Source organism: Micromonospora sp. NPDC005686 (assembly GCF_042871665.1).
Classification (GTDB): Bacteria; Actinomycetota; Actinomycetes; order Mycobacteriales; family Micromonosporaceae; genus Micromonospora.
Map to the genome: position 1 here is coordinate 315,995 of NZ_JBIAIY010000004.1, position 15,821 is coordinate 331,815.

Annotated in this window: 16 protein-coding genes and 2 pseudogenes; 7 read left to right on the top strand and 11 right to left on the bottom strand. The window is 69.1% G+C overall.

Features of this window, described 5'->3' with window-relative positions; translation table 11 throughout:
• The first annotated feature begins 7 nt into the window (after nt 1-7).
• Nucleotides 8-745, top strand: a complete 738-nt coding sequence (locus ACFYON_RS11945; protein ID WP_184688883.1) for an alanyl-tRNA editing protein — start codon at nt 8-10, stop codon at nt 743-745.
• A gap of 9 nt (nt 746-754) precedes the next feature.
• Here ACFYON_RS11945 and ACFYON_RS11950 read toward each other — a convergent pair whose 3' ends face one another.
• Nucleotides 755-1,426 (bottom strand): DNA polymerase beta superfamily protein, encoded by a 672-nt coding sequence (locus ACFYON_RS11950; RefSeq protein ID WP_363927471.1) that lies wholly within the window; start codon nt 1,424-1,426, stop codon nt 755-757.
• Between the two features lie 76 nt (nt 1,427-1,502).
• Here ACFYON_RS11950 and ACFYON_RS11955 point away from each other — a divergent pair, with 76 nt between their 5' ends.
• Nucleotides 1,503-2,417 carry an SDR family oxidoreductase gene (locus tag ACFYON_RS11955; RefSeq protein ID WP_184688879.1) on the top strand — a complete coding sequence of 305 codons (915 nt, stop codon included), beginning with the start codon at nt 1,503-1,505 and terminating at the stop codon, nt 2,415-2,417.
• Here the strand turns inward: ACFYON_RS11955 and ACFYON_RS11960 are convergent.
• Nucleotides 2,408-3,403, bottom strand: a complete 996-nt coding sequence (locus ACFYON_RS11960; RefSeq protein ID WP_387189784.1) for a helix-turn-helix transcriptional regulator — start codon at nt 3,401-3,403, stop codon at nt 2,408-2,410. The genes ACFYON_RS11955 and ACFYON_RS11960 overlap by 10 nt on opposite strands.
• A 40-nt stretch (nt 3,404-3,443) precedes the next feature.
• Between ACFYON_RS11960 and ACFYON_RS11965 the strand changes: the two genes are divergently transcribed.
• Entirely contained in the window at nt 3,444-4,235 is a 792-nt protein-coding gene (locus tag ACFYON_RS11965; RefSeq protein ID WP_354868513.1) for an EI24 domain-containing protein, read from the top strand.
• A 1-nt stretch (nt 4,236) separates the two neighbouring features.
• Nucleotides 4,237-4,755 carry an O-acetyl-ADP-ribose deacetylase gene (locus ACFYON_RS11970; RefSeq protein ID WP_354868510.1) on the top strand — a complete coding sequence of 173 codons (519 nt, stop codon included), beginning with the start codon at nt 4,237-4,239 and terminating at the stop codon, nt 4,753-4,755.
• On the opposite strand, the gene ACFYON_RS11975 is transcribed toward ACFYON_RS11970, so the two are convergent.
• Nucleotides 4,748-5,653, bottom strand: a complete 906-nt coding sequence (locus ACFYON_RS11975) for a GNAT family N-acetyltransferase (protein ID WP_355015059.1) — start codon at nt 5,651-5,653, stop codon at nt 4,748-4,750. The genes ACFYON_RS11970 and ACFYON_RS11975 overlap by 8 nt on opposite strands.
• Nucleotides 5,654-5,737: 84 nt before the next feature.
• Nucleotides 5,738-6,522, bottom strand: a pseudogene (locus ACFYON_RS11980) (transposase family protein).
• A gap of 296 nt (nt 6,523-6,818) precedes the next feature.
• On the opposite strand from ACFYON_RS11980, the gene ACFYON_RS11985 reads away from it, so the two are divergent.
• Nucleotides 6,819-7,484, top strand: a complete 666-nt coding sequence (locus ACFYON_RS11985; RefSeq protein ID WP_355015058.1) for a hypothetical protein — start codon at nt 6,819-6,821, stop codon at nt 7,482-7,484.
• A 19-nt stretch (nt 7,485-7,503) separates the two neighbouring features.
• On the opposite strand, the gene ACFYON_RS11990 is transcribed toward ACFYON_RS11985, so the two are convergent.
• Nucleotides 7,504-7,797 (bottom strand): hypothetical protein, encoded by a 294-nt coding sequence (locus ACFYON_RS11990; RefSeq protein WP_354868502.1) that lies wholly within the window; start codon nt 7,795-7,797, stop codon nt 7,504-7,506.
• Nucleotides 7,798-8,052: 255 nt separating this feature from the next.
• On the opposite strand from ACFYON_RS11990, the gene ACFYON_RS11995 reads away from it, so the two are divergent.
• Nucleotides 8,053-8,682, top strand: coding sequence for a hypothetical protein (locus tag ACFYON_RS11995; protein WP_354868500.1), 630 nt, complete (start codon nt 8,053-8,055; stop codon nt 8,680-8,682).
• A gap of 320 nt (nt 8,683-9,002) precedes the next feature.
• Here ACFYON_RS11995 and ACFYON_RS12000 read toward each other — a convergent pair whose 3' ends face one another.
• Nucleotides 9,003-9,707 carry a hypothetical protein gene (locus ACFYON_RS12000; protein ID WP_387257415.1) on the bottom strand — a complete coding sequence of 235 codons (705 nt, stop codon included), beginning with the start codon at nt 9,705-9,707 and terminating at the stop codon, nt 9,003-9,005.
• 387 nt (nt 9,708-10,094) lie between these two features.
• Complete coding sequence (locus ACFYON_RS12005) at nt 10,095-10,373, bottom strand: SUKH-4 family immunity protein (protein ID WP_354868494.1); 279 nt, start codon at nt 10,371-10,373, stop codon at nt 10,095-10,097.
• Nucleotides 10,374-10,704: 331 nt separating this feature from the next.
• On the opposite strand from ACFYON_RS12005, the pseudogene ACFYON_RS12010 reads away from it, so the two are divergent.
• A pseudogene (locus ACFYON_RS12010) lies at nt 10,705-11,488 on the top strand (transposase family protein).
• Between the two features lie 45 nt (nt 11,489-11,533).
• On the opposite strand, the gene ACFYON_RS12015 reads toward ACFYON_RS12010, so the two are convergent.
• The 4 genes from ACFYON_RS12015 to ACFYON_RS12030 are packed head-to-tail and all read right to left on the bottom strand — an operon-like array spanning nt 11,534 to nt 15,753.
• On the bottom strand, nt 11,534-12,541 hold the full coding sequence (locus ACFYON_RS12015) for a LacI family DNA-binding transcriptional regulator (RefSeq protein ID WP_355015056.1): 1,008 nt from the start codon (nt 12,539-12,541) through the stop codon (nt 11,534-11,536).
• Between the two features lie 19 nt (nt 12,542-12,560).
• Nucleotides 12,561-13,937: a GH1 family beta-glucosidase gene (locus ACFYON_RS12020; RefSeq protein WP_354868489.1), complete on the bottom strand. Its 1,377-nt coding sequence runs from the start codon at nt 13,935-13,937 to the stop codon at nt 12,561-12,563.
• Nucleotides 13,934-14,767, bottom strand: a complete 834-nt coding sequence (locus tag ACFYON_RS12025; RefSeq protein ID WP_355015055.1) for a carbohydrate ABC transporter permease — start codon at nt 14,765-14,767, stop codon at nt 13,934-13,936. Before ACFYON_RS12025 ends, ACFYON_RS12020 begins: the two co-directional genes overlap by 4 nt.
• Nucleotides 14,764-15,753, bottom strand: a complete 990-nt coding sequence (locus ACFYON_RS12030) for a sugar ABC transporter permease (protein WP_354868484.1) — start codon at nt 15,751-15,753, stop codon at nt 14,764-14,766. Before ACFYON_RS12030 ends, ACFYON_RS12025 begins: the two co-directional genes overlap by 4 nt.
• Nucleotides 15,754-15,821 lie beyond the last annotated feature (68 nt).

The window sequence follows — 15,821 nt, forward strand, 5'->3', positions numbered from 1 at the left end:
GCCGTCCATGGGCGTCACACACCACGGCCGTACGCACCGGCTCGACCTCGCCGACCCGACCCTGCGCGAGTGGACGTGCCGGGTGCTGGCGGCCGATCCCGAGCAGGGCATCGTGCTGGACCGGTCCGCGTTCTACCCCGGTGGCGGCGGGCAGCCGCCGGATCACGGGGTGCTGCTCTGGCAGGGCGTACAGACCCGCATCGTCGGCACCCGCAAGGGCGACGACCTGTGGCTGATCCCGGCCGAGGGCGACCCGGTGCCGCCGGTCGGCACCGAGGTCACCGGCGCGGTGGAGGACGCCCGCCGGACCATGCTGATGCGTACCCACTCCGGGCTGCACGTGCTCTGCGGCGTGGTGTTCCGTGACTTCGGCGCGCTCGTCACCGGCGGCAACATGGAGCCGGGCGAGGCCCGGATGGACTTCAACCTGCCCGAGGTGCCGCCGGACTTCAAGGCCCGCATCGAGGAGCTGGTGAACGCCGAGGTGGCCGCCGACCGGTCGGTCGCCGTGCGGGTGCTGCCGCGCGCCGAGGCGCTCGCGCTGCCGGACATCATCCGTACCCAGTCGAACCTGATCCCGCCGGAGGAGCAGGAGGTGCGGATCGTCGACATCGTCGGGCTGGACGTGCAGGCCGACGGCGGCACGCACGTCGCCTCCACCGCCCAGATCGGCAAGGTCCAGGTGGTCAAGGTGGAGAGCAAGGGGCGGGCCAACCGCCGGGTACGCGTGCGCCTGGCGGACTGACCCGTCCGGTCACCGCGGCAGGTGAGCGGCCCGGACGGCGAGCAGCCAGCGTTCCACTGTCTTCTCGTCCGGGCGCTCCGGCAGCGGCGAGCGGATCCGGTCGAACTCGGCCTCGGCGTCCGCCACCAGGGCCTGCGCATCGTCCAGCGCGCCTCCGGCGACCCGTTCGCCGAACGCGCGGAACCAGTCCGGGTCGGCGAGGCGGATCTCCAGCACGCCCGTGGCGTACAGCGCCCGGCCCTGGTGCAGCAGCCGGGCCAGGTGCCGGGCGTGCTTCGCCGAGCGCCGTCGCCCACCGGTGTCCGTCGGGGTGGCGGCGAGCCTGCGGAACTGCTGCGCGGCGTACCCGAGGTAGGCGTCGCGGACCCGGGGCGCGCTGAGGAACGCCGACCGGATGGCGATCAGCTCCTCGCCGAATGCGGTACGCGTCTCGTAGCAGTCGTCGGGCAGCCACATCAGCTCGGTGGCTGTCGGGTTGCCGCTCAGCGCCAGCAGCGCGTACTTGCGGGCCTCGTGCAGGGTGACGTCCGGCTCGGTGGTCACGACCGACTCGCGGGGCGGGCGCAGGCCGTGGAACGCGACCGTGGGCGCGGCGAACACGCCGAGCCGGTCGGTGTCCGAGCCGGGACCGGCCAGCCCGTACGCGACCGAGCCGACGATCCCGGACAGCAGCAGGTGCATACCGGTGATGATCGCCCATCCGGGTCTCCCGGGAAACCGGACTTCCGCTGTCAGGTATCTGTTACACGGTGATCCCATGAACTCACCACTGACCGGAACTGTCGCGCTCGTCGCGGGCGCGACCCGGGGCGCCGGCCGGCAGATCGCCGTGCAGCTCGGCGCCGCCGGAGCCACCGTCTACGCCACCGGCCGCACTACCCGGGAGCGCCGCTCCGAGATGGACCGGCCGGAGACCATCGAGGAGACCGCCGAGCTGGTCACCGCCGCCGGGGGCACCGGGATCGCCGTCGCGGTCGACCACCTCGACCCCGAACAGGTACGCGCCCTGGTCGAGCGGATCGACGCCGAGCAGGGCCGCCTCGACGTGCTCGTGAACGACGTCTGGGGCGCGGACCCGCTGATCACCTGGGAGAAGCCGGTCTGGGAGCAGCCGCTCGACGCCGGGTTCCGCACGCTGCGGCTGGCAGTCGACACGCACATCATCACCAGCCACTTCGCGCTGCCGCTGCTGATCCGCAACCCGGGCGGGCTGGTCGTCGAGGTCGGCGACGGCACCAAGGAGCACAACGACAGCGAGTACCGCCTGTCGGTCTTCTACGACCTGGCGAAGGTGTCGGTGAACCGGCTCGGCTTCAGCCAGGCGCACGAGTTGGCCCCGCACGGCTGCACAGCTGTCGCGCTCACGCCCGGCTGGCTGCGCTCGGAGGCGATGCTCGAACACTACGGCGTCACCGAGGCCACCTGGCGCGACGGCGCGAAGACCGAGCCGCACTTCGTCATGTCGGAGACGCCGGCGTTCGTCGGGCGCGCGGTCGCCGCTCTGGCCGCCGACCCGGACCGGGCCCGCTGGAACGGGCAGTCCCTCGACAGCGGCGGCCTGGCCCAGGTGTACGGCTTCACCGACATCGACGGCACCCGCCCGCACTGGGCCCGCTACTACGAGGAGGTGGTCAAGCCGGGCAAACCGGCCGACGACGCCGGCTACCGCTGACCGGCGTCCTTCGACGGTTCGGTGTAGAGCGCCGCCGCGCGGCGGGCCGCCTCGGCGAAGCGAGCCCGCAGCTGCGGCGGCGCCAGCACCTCCACCTCCGGGCCGAGCGCCAGCAACTGGCTGTACGCCACGTCCACCGACTCGACCGGCAGTCGCAGCACCAGCCGCCCCTGCTCGTCCGGCGGCCCGGCCGCGTCGACGGCCTCGGTGTAGACGAACGGCGCGTCCACCAGGCGCTGCAGCGCCCGCAGCCCGGCCGGGCCGAGCCGCACCGTCACCCGCTCCCGCAGCAGCTCCCGCAGAAACGCGCCGGCCTGCCCCCGCCAGTACGCCCCGAGGTCGAAACCCTCGTCCCGGTCGAAGCCGTCGGCGCTCACCTCGACCGCCACCACCCGGTCCGCCCGGTACGTCCGCCAGGCGTCGCCGACCCGGCCGACCAGGTACCAGACCCCGTTCTTCAGCACCAGCCCGTACGGCGCCAGCGTGCGGGTCACCTCCCGGTCCCCGCGCCGGTAGCGCAGCTCGACCATCCGGTCCCGCCAGACCGCCCGGGCCAACTCGGCCAGTGCCGGCGGCGGCGCGGTCTCCCGGAACCAGCCGGGCACATCCAGGTGGAACCGCTGCCCGGTGCGCGCGGGCGCGTCCCGCAGGCTCGGCGGCAGCGCGGCGAGCACCTTCAGCTCGGCGGCGGCCACCGAGTCGGCAAGCCCCATGTCCCCGGCCGGACCGGGCAGCCCGGCCAGGAACAGCGCCTCGGCCTCGTCCCGGCTCAACCCGGTCAACCGGGTCCGGTAGCCGCCCAGCAGCCGGTAGCCGCCGGCCCGGCCCCGGTCGGCGTACACCGGGACACCGGCGGCGGAGAGCGCCAGCACGTCGCGGTAGACGGTGCGCTCGGAGACTTCCAGCTCGCGGGCCAGCTCGGCGGCGGTCATCGTCTCCCGGGACTGGAGCAGCAGCACAAGCGAGATCAGCCGGGACGCACGCACAGGCCCATTGTGGTGCACCGGCAGATTAGGCTGTGCCGTCGTGAACGCCTCCCGTACCGTCGCGCCCGTCACCGGCGCGGCCACCCGCTTCCTCGGCGGCGCCGGGCTGCTGCTGCGCGGCTTCGGCATGTACGTCCGCAGCCCGAAGCTGATGCTGCTCGGCGTGATCCCGGCGCTGATCACCGGCGCGCTCTACGTCGCCCTGTTCGCCACGCTGCTCTACTTCGTCGACGACCTGGCGGGCTGGCTGACCCCGTTCGCCGACGACTGGTCGTCGCCCTGGCGCGGCCTGCTGCGGGGCGCCGCCGGGCTGGCGGTGGTCGGGGTCGCCGGGCTGGTCGGGGTGCTCACGTTCACCGCCGTCACGCTGGTCATCGGTGACCCGTTCTACGAGGCCATCTCGGAGCGGGTCGAGGACCGGCTCGGCGGCACCCCCGGTGCGGTGGACGTGCCGTTCTGGTCCTCGCTGCGACGCAGCCTCGCCGACTCGCTGCGCCTGGTGGCGCTGTCCGCGCTGATCGGCGTACCGCTGTTCGCGGCCGGTTTCATCCCGGTGGTGGGGCAGACGGTGGTGCCGGTGGTCGGCGCCCTGGTGGGCGGCTGGCTCCTGGCGCTGGAGCTGGTCGGCGCGCCGTTCTACCGGCGGGGGATGCGGCTGCCGGACCGGCGGGTGCGGCTGCGCGCCGACCGGGCGACCGCGCTGGGGTTCGGGGTGGCGGTCTTCCTGTGTTTCCTGATCCCGCTCGGCGCGGTGCTGGTCATGCCGGCCGCCGTCGCCGGGGCCGCCCTGCTGGCCCGCCGCTCGCTCGGCCAGCCGATCGAGGAGAGCTGACATGGACACCGTGCTGATCGAGGGGGACATCACCGCGCAGCAGGTCGACGCGATAGTCAACGCCGCCAATTCGTCGCTGCTCGGCGGCGGGGGAGTGGACGGAGCGATCCACCGGCGCGGCGGTCCGGCGATCCTGGAGGAGTGCCGGGCGTTGCGCGCCTCCCGCTACGGGCGCGGGCTGCCCACCGGCCAGGCCGTCGCCACCACCGCCGGCAACCTGCCCGCCCGCTGGGTGGTGCACACTGTCGGCCCGGTCTTCTCGCCGCGCGAGGACCGGTCCGCGCTGCTGCGCGACTGCTACGCCAACGGCCTGCGCGTCGCCGACGGGCTGGGCGCGACCGGGATCGCGTTCCCGCTGATCTCCGCCGGGATCTACGGCTGGCCGGTCGAGGACGCGGTGGCGCAGGCGCTCACCGTGCTGCACGCGGCCACGCCGGCGCACGTCACCGAGGCCCGGCTGGTGCTGTTCGGCGCCGACACGTACGCCACGGCGGTGCGGGTGGCCGCCGGGCTCAGGTGAGCGTGCGCCGGCACGACCACTGGCTGTCCACCGGCCGGTAGCCGAGCCGCTCGTTGATCGCCAGCATCGGCGCGTTCGCCTCGTCGTTGGAGGTGTACGCGGTCCGCACCCCACGCCGCGCGGCGACGTGCAGTGCGGCCTGCTTGGTCAGCCGGGCCAGCCCTCGCCCTCGGTAGGCGGGCAGGGTGCCGGTGAAGTCCGACCACATCCGGTCCCCGTCCCGCTTCACCAGGCTCAACGCCACGAGTTCGCCGCCCACCTCGGCGACCGTGCTGGCCTTGCGGTCCAGCCCCGGGTTGTCCCAGCACTCGTGCCGCCACAGCTCGAAGTCGAGGGAGTCCGTCGGCACGTCCCCCGGCTCGTCCCGGGACGCCTCCGCGTCGACCCGGTGCACCTGGTGCGCGTCGAGCCCGGCGATCGCCCGCAGCCGTACGCCCGGCGGCGGTTCGGGCATCGGCGGGGCGGGGTCCAGGTCCAGCGCGGAGTAGCGCATTTCCCGGCTGGGGGTGAAGCCGTGCCGTTGCGCGAACGGCAGCGACTCGGTACGCGCGTGGATGAGCACCTGGGTGGTCCCGAGGGTCCGCAGGTGACCGAGCGCGGTGTCGAACAGCGCGGTGCCGGCGCCTTGGCGGCGGTGCTCCGGATGCACGTGCAGCAGGGCGATCTCACCCACGCCCGGTGTGGAGGTCTGCGTGTTGCGGAACGCCGACACCCAGCCGACGATCTGCCCGTCCGCCTCGGCGACCCAGCCGGCCCAGCCCTCACCGGGCGGCGGTTCGGCGATCATGCGGCGGGTCGACACGACGCCGCGCACCAGGTACGGATAGACGAGCGCACGCAACGCCACCGCGGCGGGCGCGTCCTGGGCACGGGCGGGACGGATCGTGGCTTCACTCATCCGGCGGACCCTAGCCCTCGCGTCGGCCGCTCCGCGACCGGTTAACGCGCGGCGGGTGGTTAAGAGGGGCCCCCTGAGCCATTTTCATCCTGCGTATCGGTTGGCTTCGACGTGGTGCAGGACGAGGATGGCCCGCACGATGCCGCTCGCTCGGCGTGGGCAGCAGCGCAGCTTTGTCAGGATTTTCCAGGTCTTCCAGTGTGGCGATGGCGCGTTCGCCGCGGGCGCGGATCTTCGTGTGGGCGCGGTTGACGGCCTTCTGCCGGCGTGACAGCTTCGGCCGGAAGCGGCGTCGCTTGAACGGGGTGCGCGCGCTGCCGCGGGCGCCTTGATAGCCCTTGTCCGCGAAGGTCATCACGTCGGCGTTGGTCAGGGCGTCGATGATGCCGTGGGTGCGGGCGGCGTTCAGGTCGTGCGTCGAGGCGGGCAGCGCGGCCGAGGCCCAGACGAGACGCCCGGCTGCGTCGGCGATGACCTGCACGTTGACTCCGTGACGTTTGTGTTTTCCGGAGTAGTACGGCTTCTGGTTGGCGACCCGGTCGATCGGGATCAGGGTGCCGTCGAGGATTGCGTAGGCGAGCAGCCGGATCCTGGTCATGGCCGTGGCCAGGTCGCCGGCGGTCGCGGCGGGCAGGTCGATGGCCTCGCGGACATCACGCCAGGCGGTCGTGACGCTGATCTCGAATCCGGTGGCCAGGCAGGTCAGGGTGTCGCCGTTGCGCAGGTGGGCCAGGGCGAGCAGGGCTTGCCGGCCGGGGTCGAGGCGTCGCCACCGGGACCGTCGCTGCTGGCGGCGGGTTCGGATGAGGGCGGGCGAGGTGGTTCAGGCTGCGGGTGGACAACGGAATCGCGGCAGGGTAAGACAGCACAGCGAGGCTCCCGGTTGAGGCATCTGATCTTGGCCGATTGCTGTCTTACCGGGAGCCTCGTCCCTGCATAGACACCGGCCTCCCACACCGCCCGTTACCTGCACCGCCACGATGAAAATGGCTCAGAGGCAAGTTGAACGCCGAAAGATCGAGCTGGAACCCAGCCGGCCCTCACCCGGGATCCAACTGGAATCTCTGCCCAGGAACGCGCACCCACAGTCCACACCTGGCGGATATGTCAAGCAATCGTGGACGGCCAGCCATCGACCACCAGCGAGAGGACCGGGAGATCTACCATGACCGCGAAATCCAACTCCGACGCGACGACGCCGGACCTCGGCCCACTCAGCTTCAAACTGTGGTTTCCTCAGTGGGAAACAGTACAGGGCAATCTGCACTGCAGATTCTATGTCACAACGGCTGGATTAACTCAACTGCACGAAGGAAGCGCAGACTGCATGACTCATTTCCTGGCCGATCTCGCGCATCCCGACACGCAGGTCACCGACTGGTGCGTCAACCGGCACAGGACTACATACTTTTCGGATTATCCACACGCCGCCAACTGGCAGGATCGACTGACACTAACCTGGGCCGTCGAGGTTCAAACTGACCTGAAAGCAGATCCCGAGGACGCTGGAACACATTCTCCCGGCCCGCATGGAAGCTATGCCTACGACATTACCTTCGAGGACGAAGATGACGCCTGGGAACGGACACGCGAGCGCGTGCTCGTCATCGCCGGCACCCCTTACGGCACTCAGATCGACGAAGCCTCGCTCAATCTTGGTCAAACCTTACGCGCACTGAGCATCCCGGCTTTCCAGGGAATGACCGTCTTGGACCTGGGCGAACTAGATCTTCCGGAAGATCTACCGCAGGTCGATCACGTCCTCGATCAGTGCAGCGAGAGAGGGCTTTGCACCAACTGGAAGAATCCGGTTCCGCCGTGGGACCGGTGATGCTTTTCGCAACCCACTCTCAATCCACGACAGACGATCGCCGGGTTGGCCTTGTACAGGCGGCCTCGACATCGATGCCACACTCGGCCAAACCGGCGTGGACCGTCTGCACGGCTTCCGATTCGGAAGCGAGCTCCACCAAGTCGGCGATCCAGAAGTCCAAGGCCAGGTGGTCAGCCGTGCCGAGCTCGAGGCTGCCCTTGCTCCCGCCGGTGGCGCTCACCGCGGCGGCCGGATGACACTCCACATTGTTGAGAGCGGCAACGACTGAAGTGTCCGCGCCACGGCCGGCAAAGGGCACCAGACACGCCACCGCCGAGAATGGCAAGGACCGGATCGCAAAGGGCTCGGAAGGCCTCTCCTGGTACGCAGCCGAAGATCTCACAGCCTTCCAACCGTGGAATCATCGACCACTCCTTTGCCCGGCTCGCCCAGGACAAGCCGGGCGGAGGCGGGGACCTACGCACCACGTACGCCAAGTAGGTCGCCTCAGCAAGGTCCCAAGAAACCTGGAGCAAGTTGAGTTCCATCCTGACCAGATCATTGCCGAGGACCCGGGACAATAACCATGGCAGCCGAACGACGTGACACCTACACCGCCATCGCCACACAGGCACAAATGCTTTACGATCAGGGTGCCCCCCCTGGCGAAGCCCTGCGTCAATGCTACGGCGTCGACCTGCCCGATGAGATCTTCATCATCGCCGACTCCGAACTCAGGACACGCGCGCCATCCATCCGATTCCCCATCCAGCCGTGGCGACTGATCCCACGTCCGGGCAGCATCGAGATACCGCGCGAACCGACCGGGTCGGACAGCATCGAGAAGGAACTCTTCCGTCGCGACTCGGACCTGTTTCCGCTGGCCTTCCTGACCAGGAGGGAAGCCCGGCACGGCGACGTCCTGGTCTGCTACCGGATGAGTGAACTCGCGGCCGGCCGCCATACGGTCCACGGAGTCCCCGGCGTGACTTACCGCGTCCCCGCCTCGCTGGATGTCAGATCCGCCCTCATTTCCCTCGGAAGTTCCTTGTTAACTGTCCTGCACGAGTATTTCACGGACATTTTCGAGAGCTTGGAGGCAGAAGCAGACAAGGAACGGGCATGGGGCACGGACGCGATCGACGATGAATCACTCGACCGCGCAAAGGGGTTCGTCGACCTGATCGAGGAGTTGCTGCGCAGAAGCCGCACCTGAGCCATGGGGAAGGCTGATCTCTGTGTCCAGACCGAACGCTCGTGGTCGGGCTCGGCGTCGCGCAGGTTCGCCAGCGCCTCGGCACGGGCCTCCAACGCAGCACAATGCTCATCTTCCGGTGGACGAGAGATCTCTTCTCTCAGCAGGTCTAATACAGAAATACCAAGGTGTTCCAGATCCCCAAAATCAAGGCAAGGATCGGGTGTGGACTACCGCTGCGTGACAGAAGAAACGCCGGCAACGACGCAGGTAAGAAGTGGAGGCTTGGCTCAAGCAGGCCAAGGTCTAATCGAAGCCGGACAACAGTTCAGGAGCTGATCTCAGATCAGAATGTGGCGGAGCTTATCTGCCGCGCTGATGGCGCCAGTCGGCGACTCATCGATCAAGCGCCATTGCGCGAGGAAGGCGACGGTGTCGTCGACGGCAGCCTGGCTGCGGGCGAGTTCAATGTCGCGGGCGCGAGATTTCCTGACATCCTCGTGATCGGCGCTACTGTGCAGTTCGTCGAGGCGTTGCCGCAGCAGCGACCGCAGATCATCTCGCGTCGCCTCAGTCACATCGTTTCGCAATATGGTGGCAAGGCGGAAGGCGATGGCATCCAGGTTCGGCATGACGAGGGCGTGCAGCGGTGGTGCCGACTTGGCGGTTTCACGGATAGCAACGACCAGCGCGTTCAATCGTTGCAGTTCGACGTCCTCCGAGCTTCTCGGATCGAGCCACAACTGCGTACCTGAAACGACGACGGCGATCTTCCGAAAGGTGCCGCGCCGCCCGCGCGACAGGCTGCGGTCGCGATACTGAATCAACAGCGGTTCCAGCGTGACCAGAAGCGCTTCCATGCCGGTCTCGTCAATTATCTGATCGGAGCAGCTGCCCCTGCTCGACTCAGGGAGTAGAGGGGTGTCGCGCAGGCGGTCACGCACCGCTGGCCAGAGTGGCTCGGCCAGGTTGAGTCGGAATATAAATCGATGGTTTCCATCGAAAGCCTGGATCTCCGTCGCGCGCCGATAGGTCCAAATCGCCATTGCTGCCTTCTCTGGGTTGCGGTGTCCCGCCGGGTGGTGACATATGCCCTGAGGTTGTCCGAGATGGGCCCGCGGCCGAGCTCCTTCGAGGCGTATCGGCCAAGGGTAAACGATCGTCGGCCACGGCCCGGTGCTCGGTCGTAAAGTGTTCGATGGCGAGCCTGAACGTGGCGGTTCCGACGCCCCTGATGCCCGCATTCGCAACGTACGGAGGGATGTAGAGGTCCAATGCCAGCGTCGGCAGCGGCTCAGAATCGGGTGTGGGCGTCATGGGTTTCACGTAGGCCTCACCGAGGAAGATGCCCTTGGAAGCCGGCTCGCTGTACCCCACCGATCTTCGCCGCAGGATCGACGTGTAGGCCGAGCGTCCTGTAGGCAAGCCTCGGGTTACACGAAGATGGCCTTCAAGATTGTTTCCCAAGAGCTCCGTGCCTGCGGAAACGGTTCCGGATCGACCTCTTGGATTTCTCGCAGCAGGCGCTGCACGTACCCATCTGTTCGCTCTTCTTCGGGCCCGCCCTGTTCCTCGAATGAGTTGATCTCAAGCTGGATGCGGCGGAGGAATTCGACGAATATGTCCAGCTTGCTGTTGATGAGCCTTGCGCGTCCCCTCCATCCATGAGTGGACGGTGCCTGTGGCTCCGTCGAGGAGGATGATCCCCGCATTCGGTCCTGGTCCGAGGGAAAACATGTCGTCCACTTCTATGACCTCGGATCGTCCGCGCTCCCGGGTGCCTTCTCCTTTGGTGATGAGTCGTCGGTGGATCGCGCTGAGAAAAATCTCGTACCCAACTGCTCTGGTAGGCCGACATTCACCAGCGAATCCGCTGATTCCTGATCTGCTACTCTTCCTTGCAATTGGTTCACGTCTACCTTGAGGCATTTTCATCGTGGCGATGCAGGTCGCGGAAGGCTTTGGTCTGATGTGGACATGGGGCGAGGCTCCCGGTAAGACAGCAGTCGACCAAGATCCGATGCCCCAACCGGGAGCCTCGCTGTGCTGTCTTACCCTGCCGCGATTCCGCTGTCCACCCGAACCCTGAACCACCTCTCCGACCTCATCCGCCGCCACCGCGACCAGCACCGATCACGATGGCGTCGCCTCGATCCCGGCCGGCAGGCCCTGCTCGCCCTGGCCCATCTGCGCAACGGCGACACCTACGCCCGTCTGGCCTGGGGGTTCCAGATCAGCATCGCCACCGCCTGGCGGTACGTGCGCGAGGCCGTCGACCTGCTCGCCGCGACCGCCGATGACCTGAACACCGCGATGGCCAGGATCCGCGTTCTGGCGTACGCAATCCTCGACGGCACCCTGATCCCGGTCGACCGGGTCACCGACCAGAAGCCCTACTACTCCGGGAAACACCGGCGCCACGGCGTGAACCTGCAGGTCATCGCCGACCCAGCAGGTCGGCTGATCCGGGTGTCCGCAGCCCTGCCCGGTTCCACCCATGACCTGACCGCTGCCCGCACCCACCAGATCATCGACACGCTGAGCAGCGCCAACGTGATGACCTTCGCCGACAAGGCATACCAAGGCGCCCGCGGCAGCATCAGGACCCCGTTCAAACGCCACCGCCACCGGCCGAAACTGTCCCGTCGGCAGAAAGCGGTCAACCGCTCACACGCGCGTATCCGCGCCCGCGGTGAACGCGCCAACGCCACCGTCAAAACCTGGAAAATCCTAGCCAAGCCGCGCTGCTGCCCCCGCCGAGCCACCGCGATCACGCAGGCCATCCTCGCCCCTGCACCACGTCGAAGCGGACCGCTACGCAGGATGAAAAAGGCTCCCTGTTATGCGGAATGCGTTAACAGGGGGCCCCTCCTTACGCGGACTCGCGCCGCACCAGTTCGGTCGGGAGCAGCAGCGCCGGCTCGATCCGCTCGCCCGCCGCCATCCGCAGCAGCTGCCGGGTCATCGATCGGCCCAGTTCCACTATCGGCTGGCGCACCGTGGTCAGCGGCGGCTCGGTGTACGCGGCCGTCTCGATGTCGTCGAACCCGATCACCGCCACGTCGTCGGGCACCCGCCGGCCGGCCTCCCGCAACGTGCGCAGCGCGGCGTGCGCCATCAGGTCGGAGGCGGCGAACACGGCGTCCAGCTGCGGGTCGGCGGCGAGCAGCTCACGCATCGCCGCGGTGCCGGACTCGCGGGTGAAGTCGCCGTACGCGACCAGCTCGGGCAGCCCGGCGGCGGCGAGCGCGGCGCGGTAGCCGATCAGCCGCTCGATGCCGGCGACCATGTCCTGCGGCCCGGCGATGGTGGCGATCCGCCGTCGCCCGACCGAGACCAGGTGTTGCACCGCCGCGCTGACCCCGCCCTCGTGGTCCACATCGACGTACGGCACCTCGGCGCCGTCCAGCGGCCGTCCGCTGCACACCACCGGGATGCCGAGGCGGGCCAGCCGGCCGGGCAGCGGGTCCTCGCCGTGCAGCGAGGCGAACAGCACCCCGTCGACGTGCCGGCCGGTGGTGTACCGCTCGACCCGGTCGTGCCCCGCCGGTGAGCCGGCGAGCATCAGCACGAGCTGCTTGTCCGCCGCCTCCAACTCCTGCGCCGCGCCCCGGATGATGCCCGGGAAGACCTGGTCGTCGGAGAAGACCCGGGTGGCCGCCTCGGGCAGCACCAGCGCCACCGAGTCGGTCCGCTGGGTGACCAGGCTGCGCGCGGCCAGGTTCGGGACGTACCCGAGTTCCTCGACCGCGCGGCGCACCGCCAGCCGGATCGGCTCGGCCACCGTGGTCGAGCCGTTCACCACCCGGGAGACCGTGGCCCGGGACACGCCGGCCCGCCGGGCCACCGCCTCCAGGGTCGGCCGTTGTGCCGTCGTCATCCCCGTTCCCACCATTTCGTCACAGCCCGTTCCGGGCGATCACCTCCTGGTACCAGCGTGCGCTGCGCTTGGGTGTGCGCCGCTGGGTCAGGTAGTCGACGTGGACGATCCCGAACCGCTTCCGGTAACCCTCGGCCCATTCGAAGTTGTCCAGCAACGACCATACGAGATAGCCGCGCAGGTCCACTCCGCGGGCGAGGGCCCGGTGCGCGGCACGCAGGTGCCCGTCGAGGTATGCGGTCCGGTCGGCGTCGGCCACCCGGCCCTGTTCGTCGCGGTCGGTGTCCGGGAACGCCCCGCCATTCTCGGTGATCATTAGCGGTAGCCCGGGGTGGTCGGCGGCCACCCGTTCCAGCAGCCGGGTGAGCCCGTCGGGTTCGATCGCCCAACCCATGTCGGTGAGCGGTCCGGCCGCCGGGAGGACCTCGACCGCCCCGGCGGTGCCCGGGTACACCTCGCTGCCCGCGCCGTCGGCCCGCCCGGCCACATAGGTCGGCGCGTAGTAGTTCAGGCCGAGCAGGTCCAGCGGCGCGGCGATCGCCTTCTCGTCGCCGTCGCGGATGAAGTCCGGCGTGGTGAACCGGCTCAGGTGCGCCCGCATGTCCTCCGGGTAGCCGCCGCCGGTCAGCGGGTCCAGGAAGATCCGGTTGTGCAGGCCGTCCACCAGTCGTACCGCCTCGGCGTCGGCCGCGCTGGCGGGGTCGGCGGGTTGCACGTCGGCCAGGTTGAGCGTGATCCCGAGGGTCTGTGCGCCGGCCGCGCGCAACGCCCGCGCCGCCAGGCCGTGGCCGAGCAGCAGATGGTGTACGGCCCGGAAGGCGTCCCCGGCGTCGCGCCGGCCCGGGGCGTGCAGCCCGCAGCCGTACCCGAGGTAGGCCGAGCACCACGGTTCGTTGAGTGTGGTCCAGGTGCGGATGCGGTCGCCGAGGCGGCCGTGCACGGCCAGCGCGTACTCGACGAAGTGTTCGGCGGTCTCCCGGACGGTCCAGCCGCCCCGGTCCTCCAACGCCTGCGGCAGGTCCCAGTGGTAGAGCGTGACGATCGGGTCGATGCCGGCGTCCAGCAGCGTGTCGGTGAGCCGGTCGTAGAAGTCCAGCCCGCGCGGCTCGACCGGGCCGGTGCCGTCGGGTCGCACGCGCGGCCAGGACACCGAGAACCGGTACGCGCGCAGCCCCAGATCGGCCATCAGCGCGACGTCCTCGGCGTACCTGTGGTAGTGGTCGCAGGCCACGTCGCCGGTGTGGCCGGCGTGCACCGCGCCGGGCGTGCGGCTGAAGGTGTCCCAGATCGACGGGCCGCGGCCGTCGTCGCGGGCGGCGCCCTCGATCTGGTACGCGGCGGTGGCCGCCCCCCAGACGAAGCCGTCCGGGAATCGCAGCTCGCTGTTCGCGCTCACGCCTTGACCGCACCTTCCATGATTCCGCCGATGATCTGGCGGCCGAAAACGATGAATACCAGCAGCAGCGGCAGCGTGGCGATGGCCGTGCCGGTGAACACCTGCGACATGTCCTGGTAGTAGCCGTCGGAGAGGGCCCGCAGCGACAGTTGCACGGTCGGGTTCTCCGGGTCGTTGAGCACCGCGTACGGCCACAGGAAGTCGTTCCAGGTGGTCATGAACGTGAGCAGGCCGAGTACGGCGGCGGCCGGGCGCAGCGCGGGCAGCACCACGTTCCAGTAGATCCGCACCGTGTTGCAGCCGTCCATCCGGGCCGCCTCGATCAGTTCGGTGCTGACCGCCTGGCCGGCGTACTGGCGCATCATGAACACGCCGAAGCCGGTGACCAGCGCCGGCACGATGACGGCGGGCAGCCGGTCGTTCCAGTTCAGCTTCGTCATCAGCAGGTAGAGCGGGATCACGCCGAGCTGGGTGGGCACCATCATGGTGGCGACGATGACCAGCAGCAGCGCGTTGCGGCCACGGAAGCGCAGCTTGGCGAACGCGAACCCGGCCAGGGTGGAGAAGAACACCACCGAGATCGTCACGGTGGTGGCCACGATCGCCGAGTTGATCAGACCGGTCAGGAAGTACGCGTCGGTGTTGTCGAACAGCCGGGCGATGTTGGCGCCGAGGTTGCCGCCGGGCGTGAGCGGCGGCGGCACCTGTCCCATCGTGTCGCTGGTGCGGCTGGCGACCACGAACATCCAGTAGATCGGGAAGATCGACAGGACGGCCGAGAGCATCAGCGCCAGATAGGTGAGCCGGCTTGCCGACCAGAGGCGGGTCATCGGGAGACCTCCTTGCGGGAGCCGCCGCCGAGCCGGCGCAGGAGCAGGACGTTTATCGCCGCGACCACGGCGATCAACGCGAACAGCAGCCAGGCGACGGCCGAGCCGTAGCCGAAGTTGTAGTGCGGCGCGAAGGCGTTCTCGAACATGTACATGGTCACCGTCTGGGACTCCCGCAGCGGCCCGCCGCGGATCGCGTTGGTGCCGGAGTTGAACATGCGCGGCTCGGTGAAGAGCTGGAGGCCGCCGATGGTGGAGATGATGACCGCGAAGATGATCGTCGGCTTGAGCAGCGGCACGGTGATGGACCAGAACTGCCGGGCCCGGCCGGCGCCGTCGATCGCCGCCGACTCGTACAGGTCGCGGGGGATGGCCTGCATGGCGGCCAGGAAGATCAGCGCGTTGTAGCCGGTCCAGCGCCAGTCGACCATTGTCGAGATGGCGATCCAGGCGGCGAACCGGTTCGCCTTCCAGTCGATCGCGTTGATCCCGATGTGGTCGAGCAGCCAGTTGATCATGCCGAACTCGCGGCCGAACAGCACCGCGAACACGATCGCCACGGCGGCGGTCGAGGTGACGTTCGGGATCAGCACCGCCATCCGCCAGGTCGTACGGGCCCGCAACTGCCGGTTGAGCAGGTTGGCCAGCCAGAGCGCGGCGAGCAACTGGGGGACCGTGGAGATCACGAAGATGCCCAGCGTGTTCACCACCGAGTGCCAGAAGTCCGTGTCGGCGAGCAGTTGGGTGTAGTTGTCGAAGCCGATGAACGGGTGTTCGGCGCCGAGCAGGTCCCAGTCGTGCAGCGAGACCCAGAACGTGTATGCCAGTGGATAGGCCCCGAAGACGCCGAACAGCAGGAAGAACGGGGCGACGAACAGGTACGGCGAGTACTTGGTGTCGAGCCGGCTGAGCCGGTTGCCCAGGCCGGGACGGGTGGGTCGGGGTGCCGGTGCGACCGGCGGGCGGGCGTCGAGCTGGACGGCCATGACCCGGGACTCCTTTCCGCCGTGCGGGCGGCCCCCGTGGCCGGGTGGCCGCCCGCACGCGCTGCTCG

Coding starts and splice junctions, on each gene's coding strand:
- ACFYON_RS11945 (WP_184688883.1), top strand. CDS start 8: ATGGGCGTCACACACCACGGCCGTACGCACCGGCTCGACCTCGCCGAC.
- ACFYON_RS11950 (WP_363927471.1), bottom strand. CDS start 1,426: ATGCACCTGCTGCTGTCCGGGATCGTCGGCTCGGTCGCGTACGGGCTG.
- ACFYON_RS11955 (WP_184688879.1), top strand. CDS start 1,503: ATGAACTCACCACTGACCGGAACTGTCGCGCTCGTCGCGGGCGCGACC.
- ACFYON_RS11970 (WP_354868510.1), top strand. CDS start 4,237: ATGGACACCGTGCTGATCGAGGGGGACATCACCGCGCAGCAGGTCGAC.
- ACFYON_RS11975 (WP_355015059.1), bottom strand. CDS start 5,653: ATGAGTGAAGCCACGATCCGTCCCGCCCGTGCCCAGGACGCGCCCGCC.
- ACFYON_RS11985 (WP_355015058.1), top strand. CDS start 6,819: ATGACCGCGAAATCCAACTCCGACGCGACGACGCCGGACCTCGGCCCA.
- ACFYON_RS11995 (WP_354868500.1), top strand. CDS start 8,053: ATGGCAGCCGAACGACGTGACACCTACACCGCCATCGCCACACAGGCA.
- ACFYON_RS12000 (WP_387257415.1), bottom strand. CDS start 9,707: ATGGCGATTTGGACCTATCGGCGCGCGACGGAGATCCAGGCTTTCGAT.
- ACFYON_RS12005 (WP_354868494.1), bottom strand. CDS start 10,373: ATGCGGGGATCATCCTCCTCGACGGAGCCACAGGCACCGTCCACTCAT.
- ACFYON_RS12015 (WP_355015056.1), bottom strand. CDS start 12,541: ATGACGACGGCACAACGGCCGACCCTGGAGGCGGTGGCCCGGCGGGCC.
- ACFYON_RS12025 (WP_355015055.1), bottom strand. CDS start 14,767: ATGACCCGCCTCTGGTCGGCAAGCCGGCTCACCTATCTGGCGCTGATG.
- ACFYON_RS12030 (WP_354868484.1), bottom strand. CDS start 15,753: ATGGCCGTCCAGCTCGACGCCCGCCCGCCGGTCGCACCGGCACCCCGA.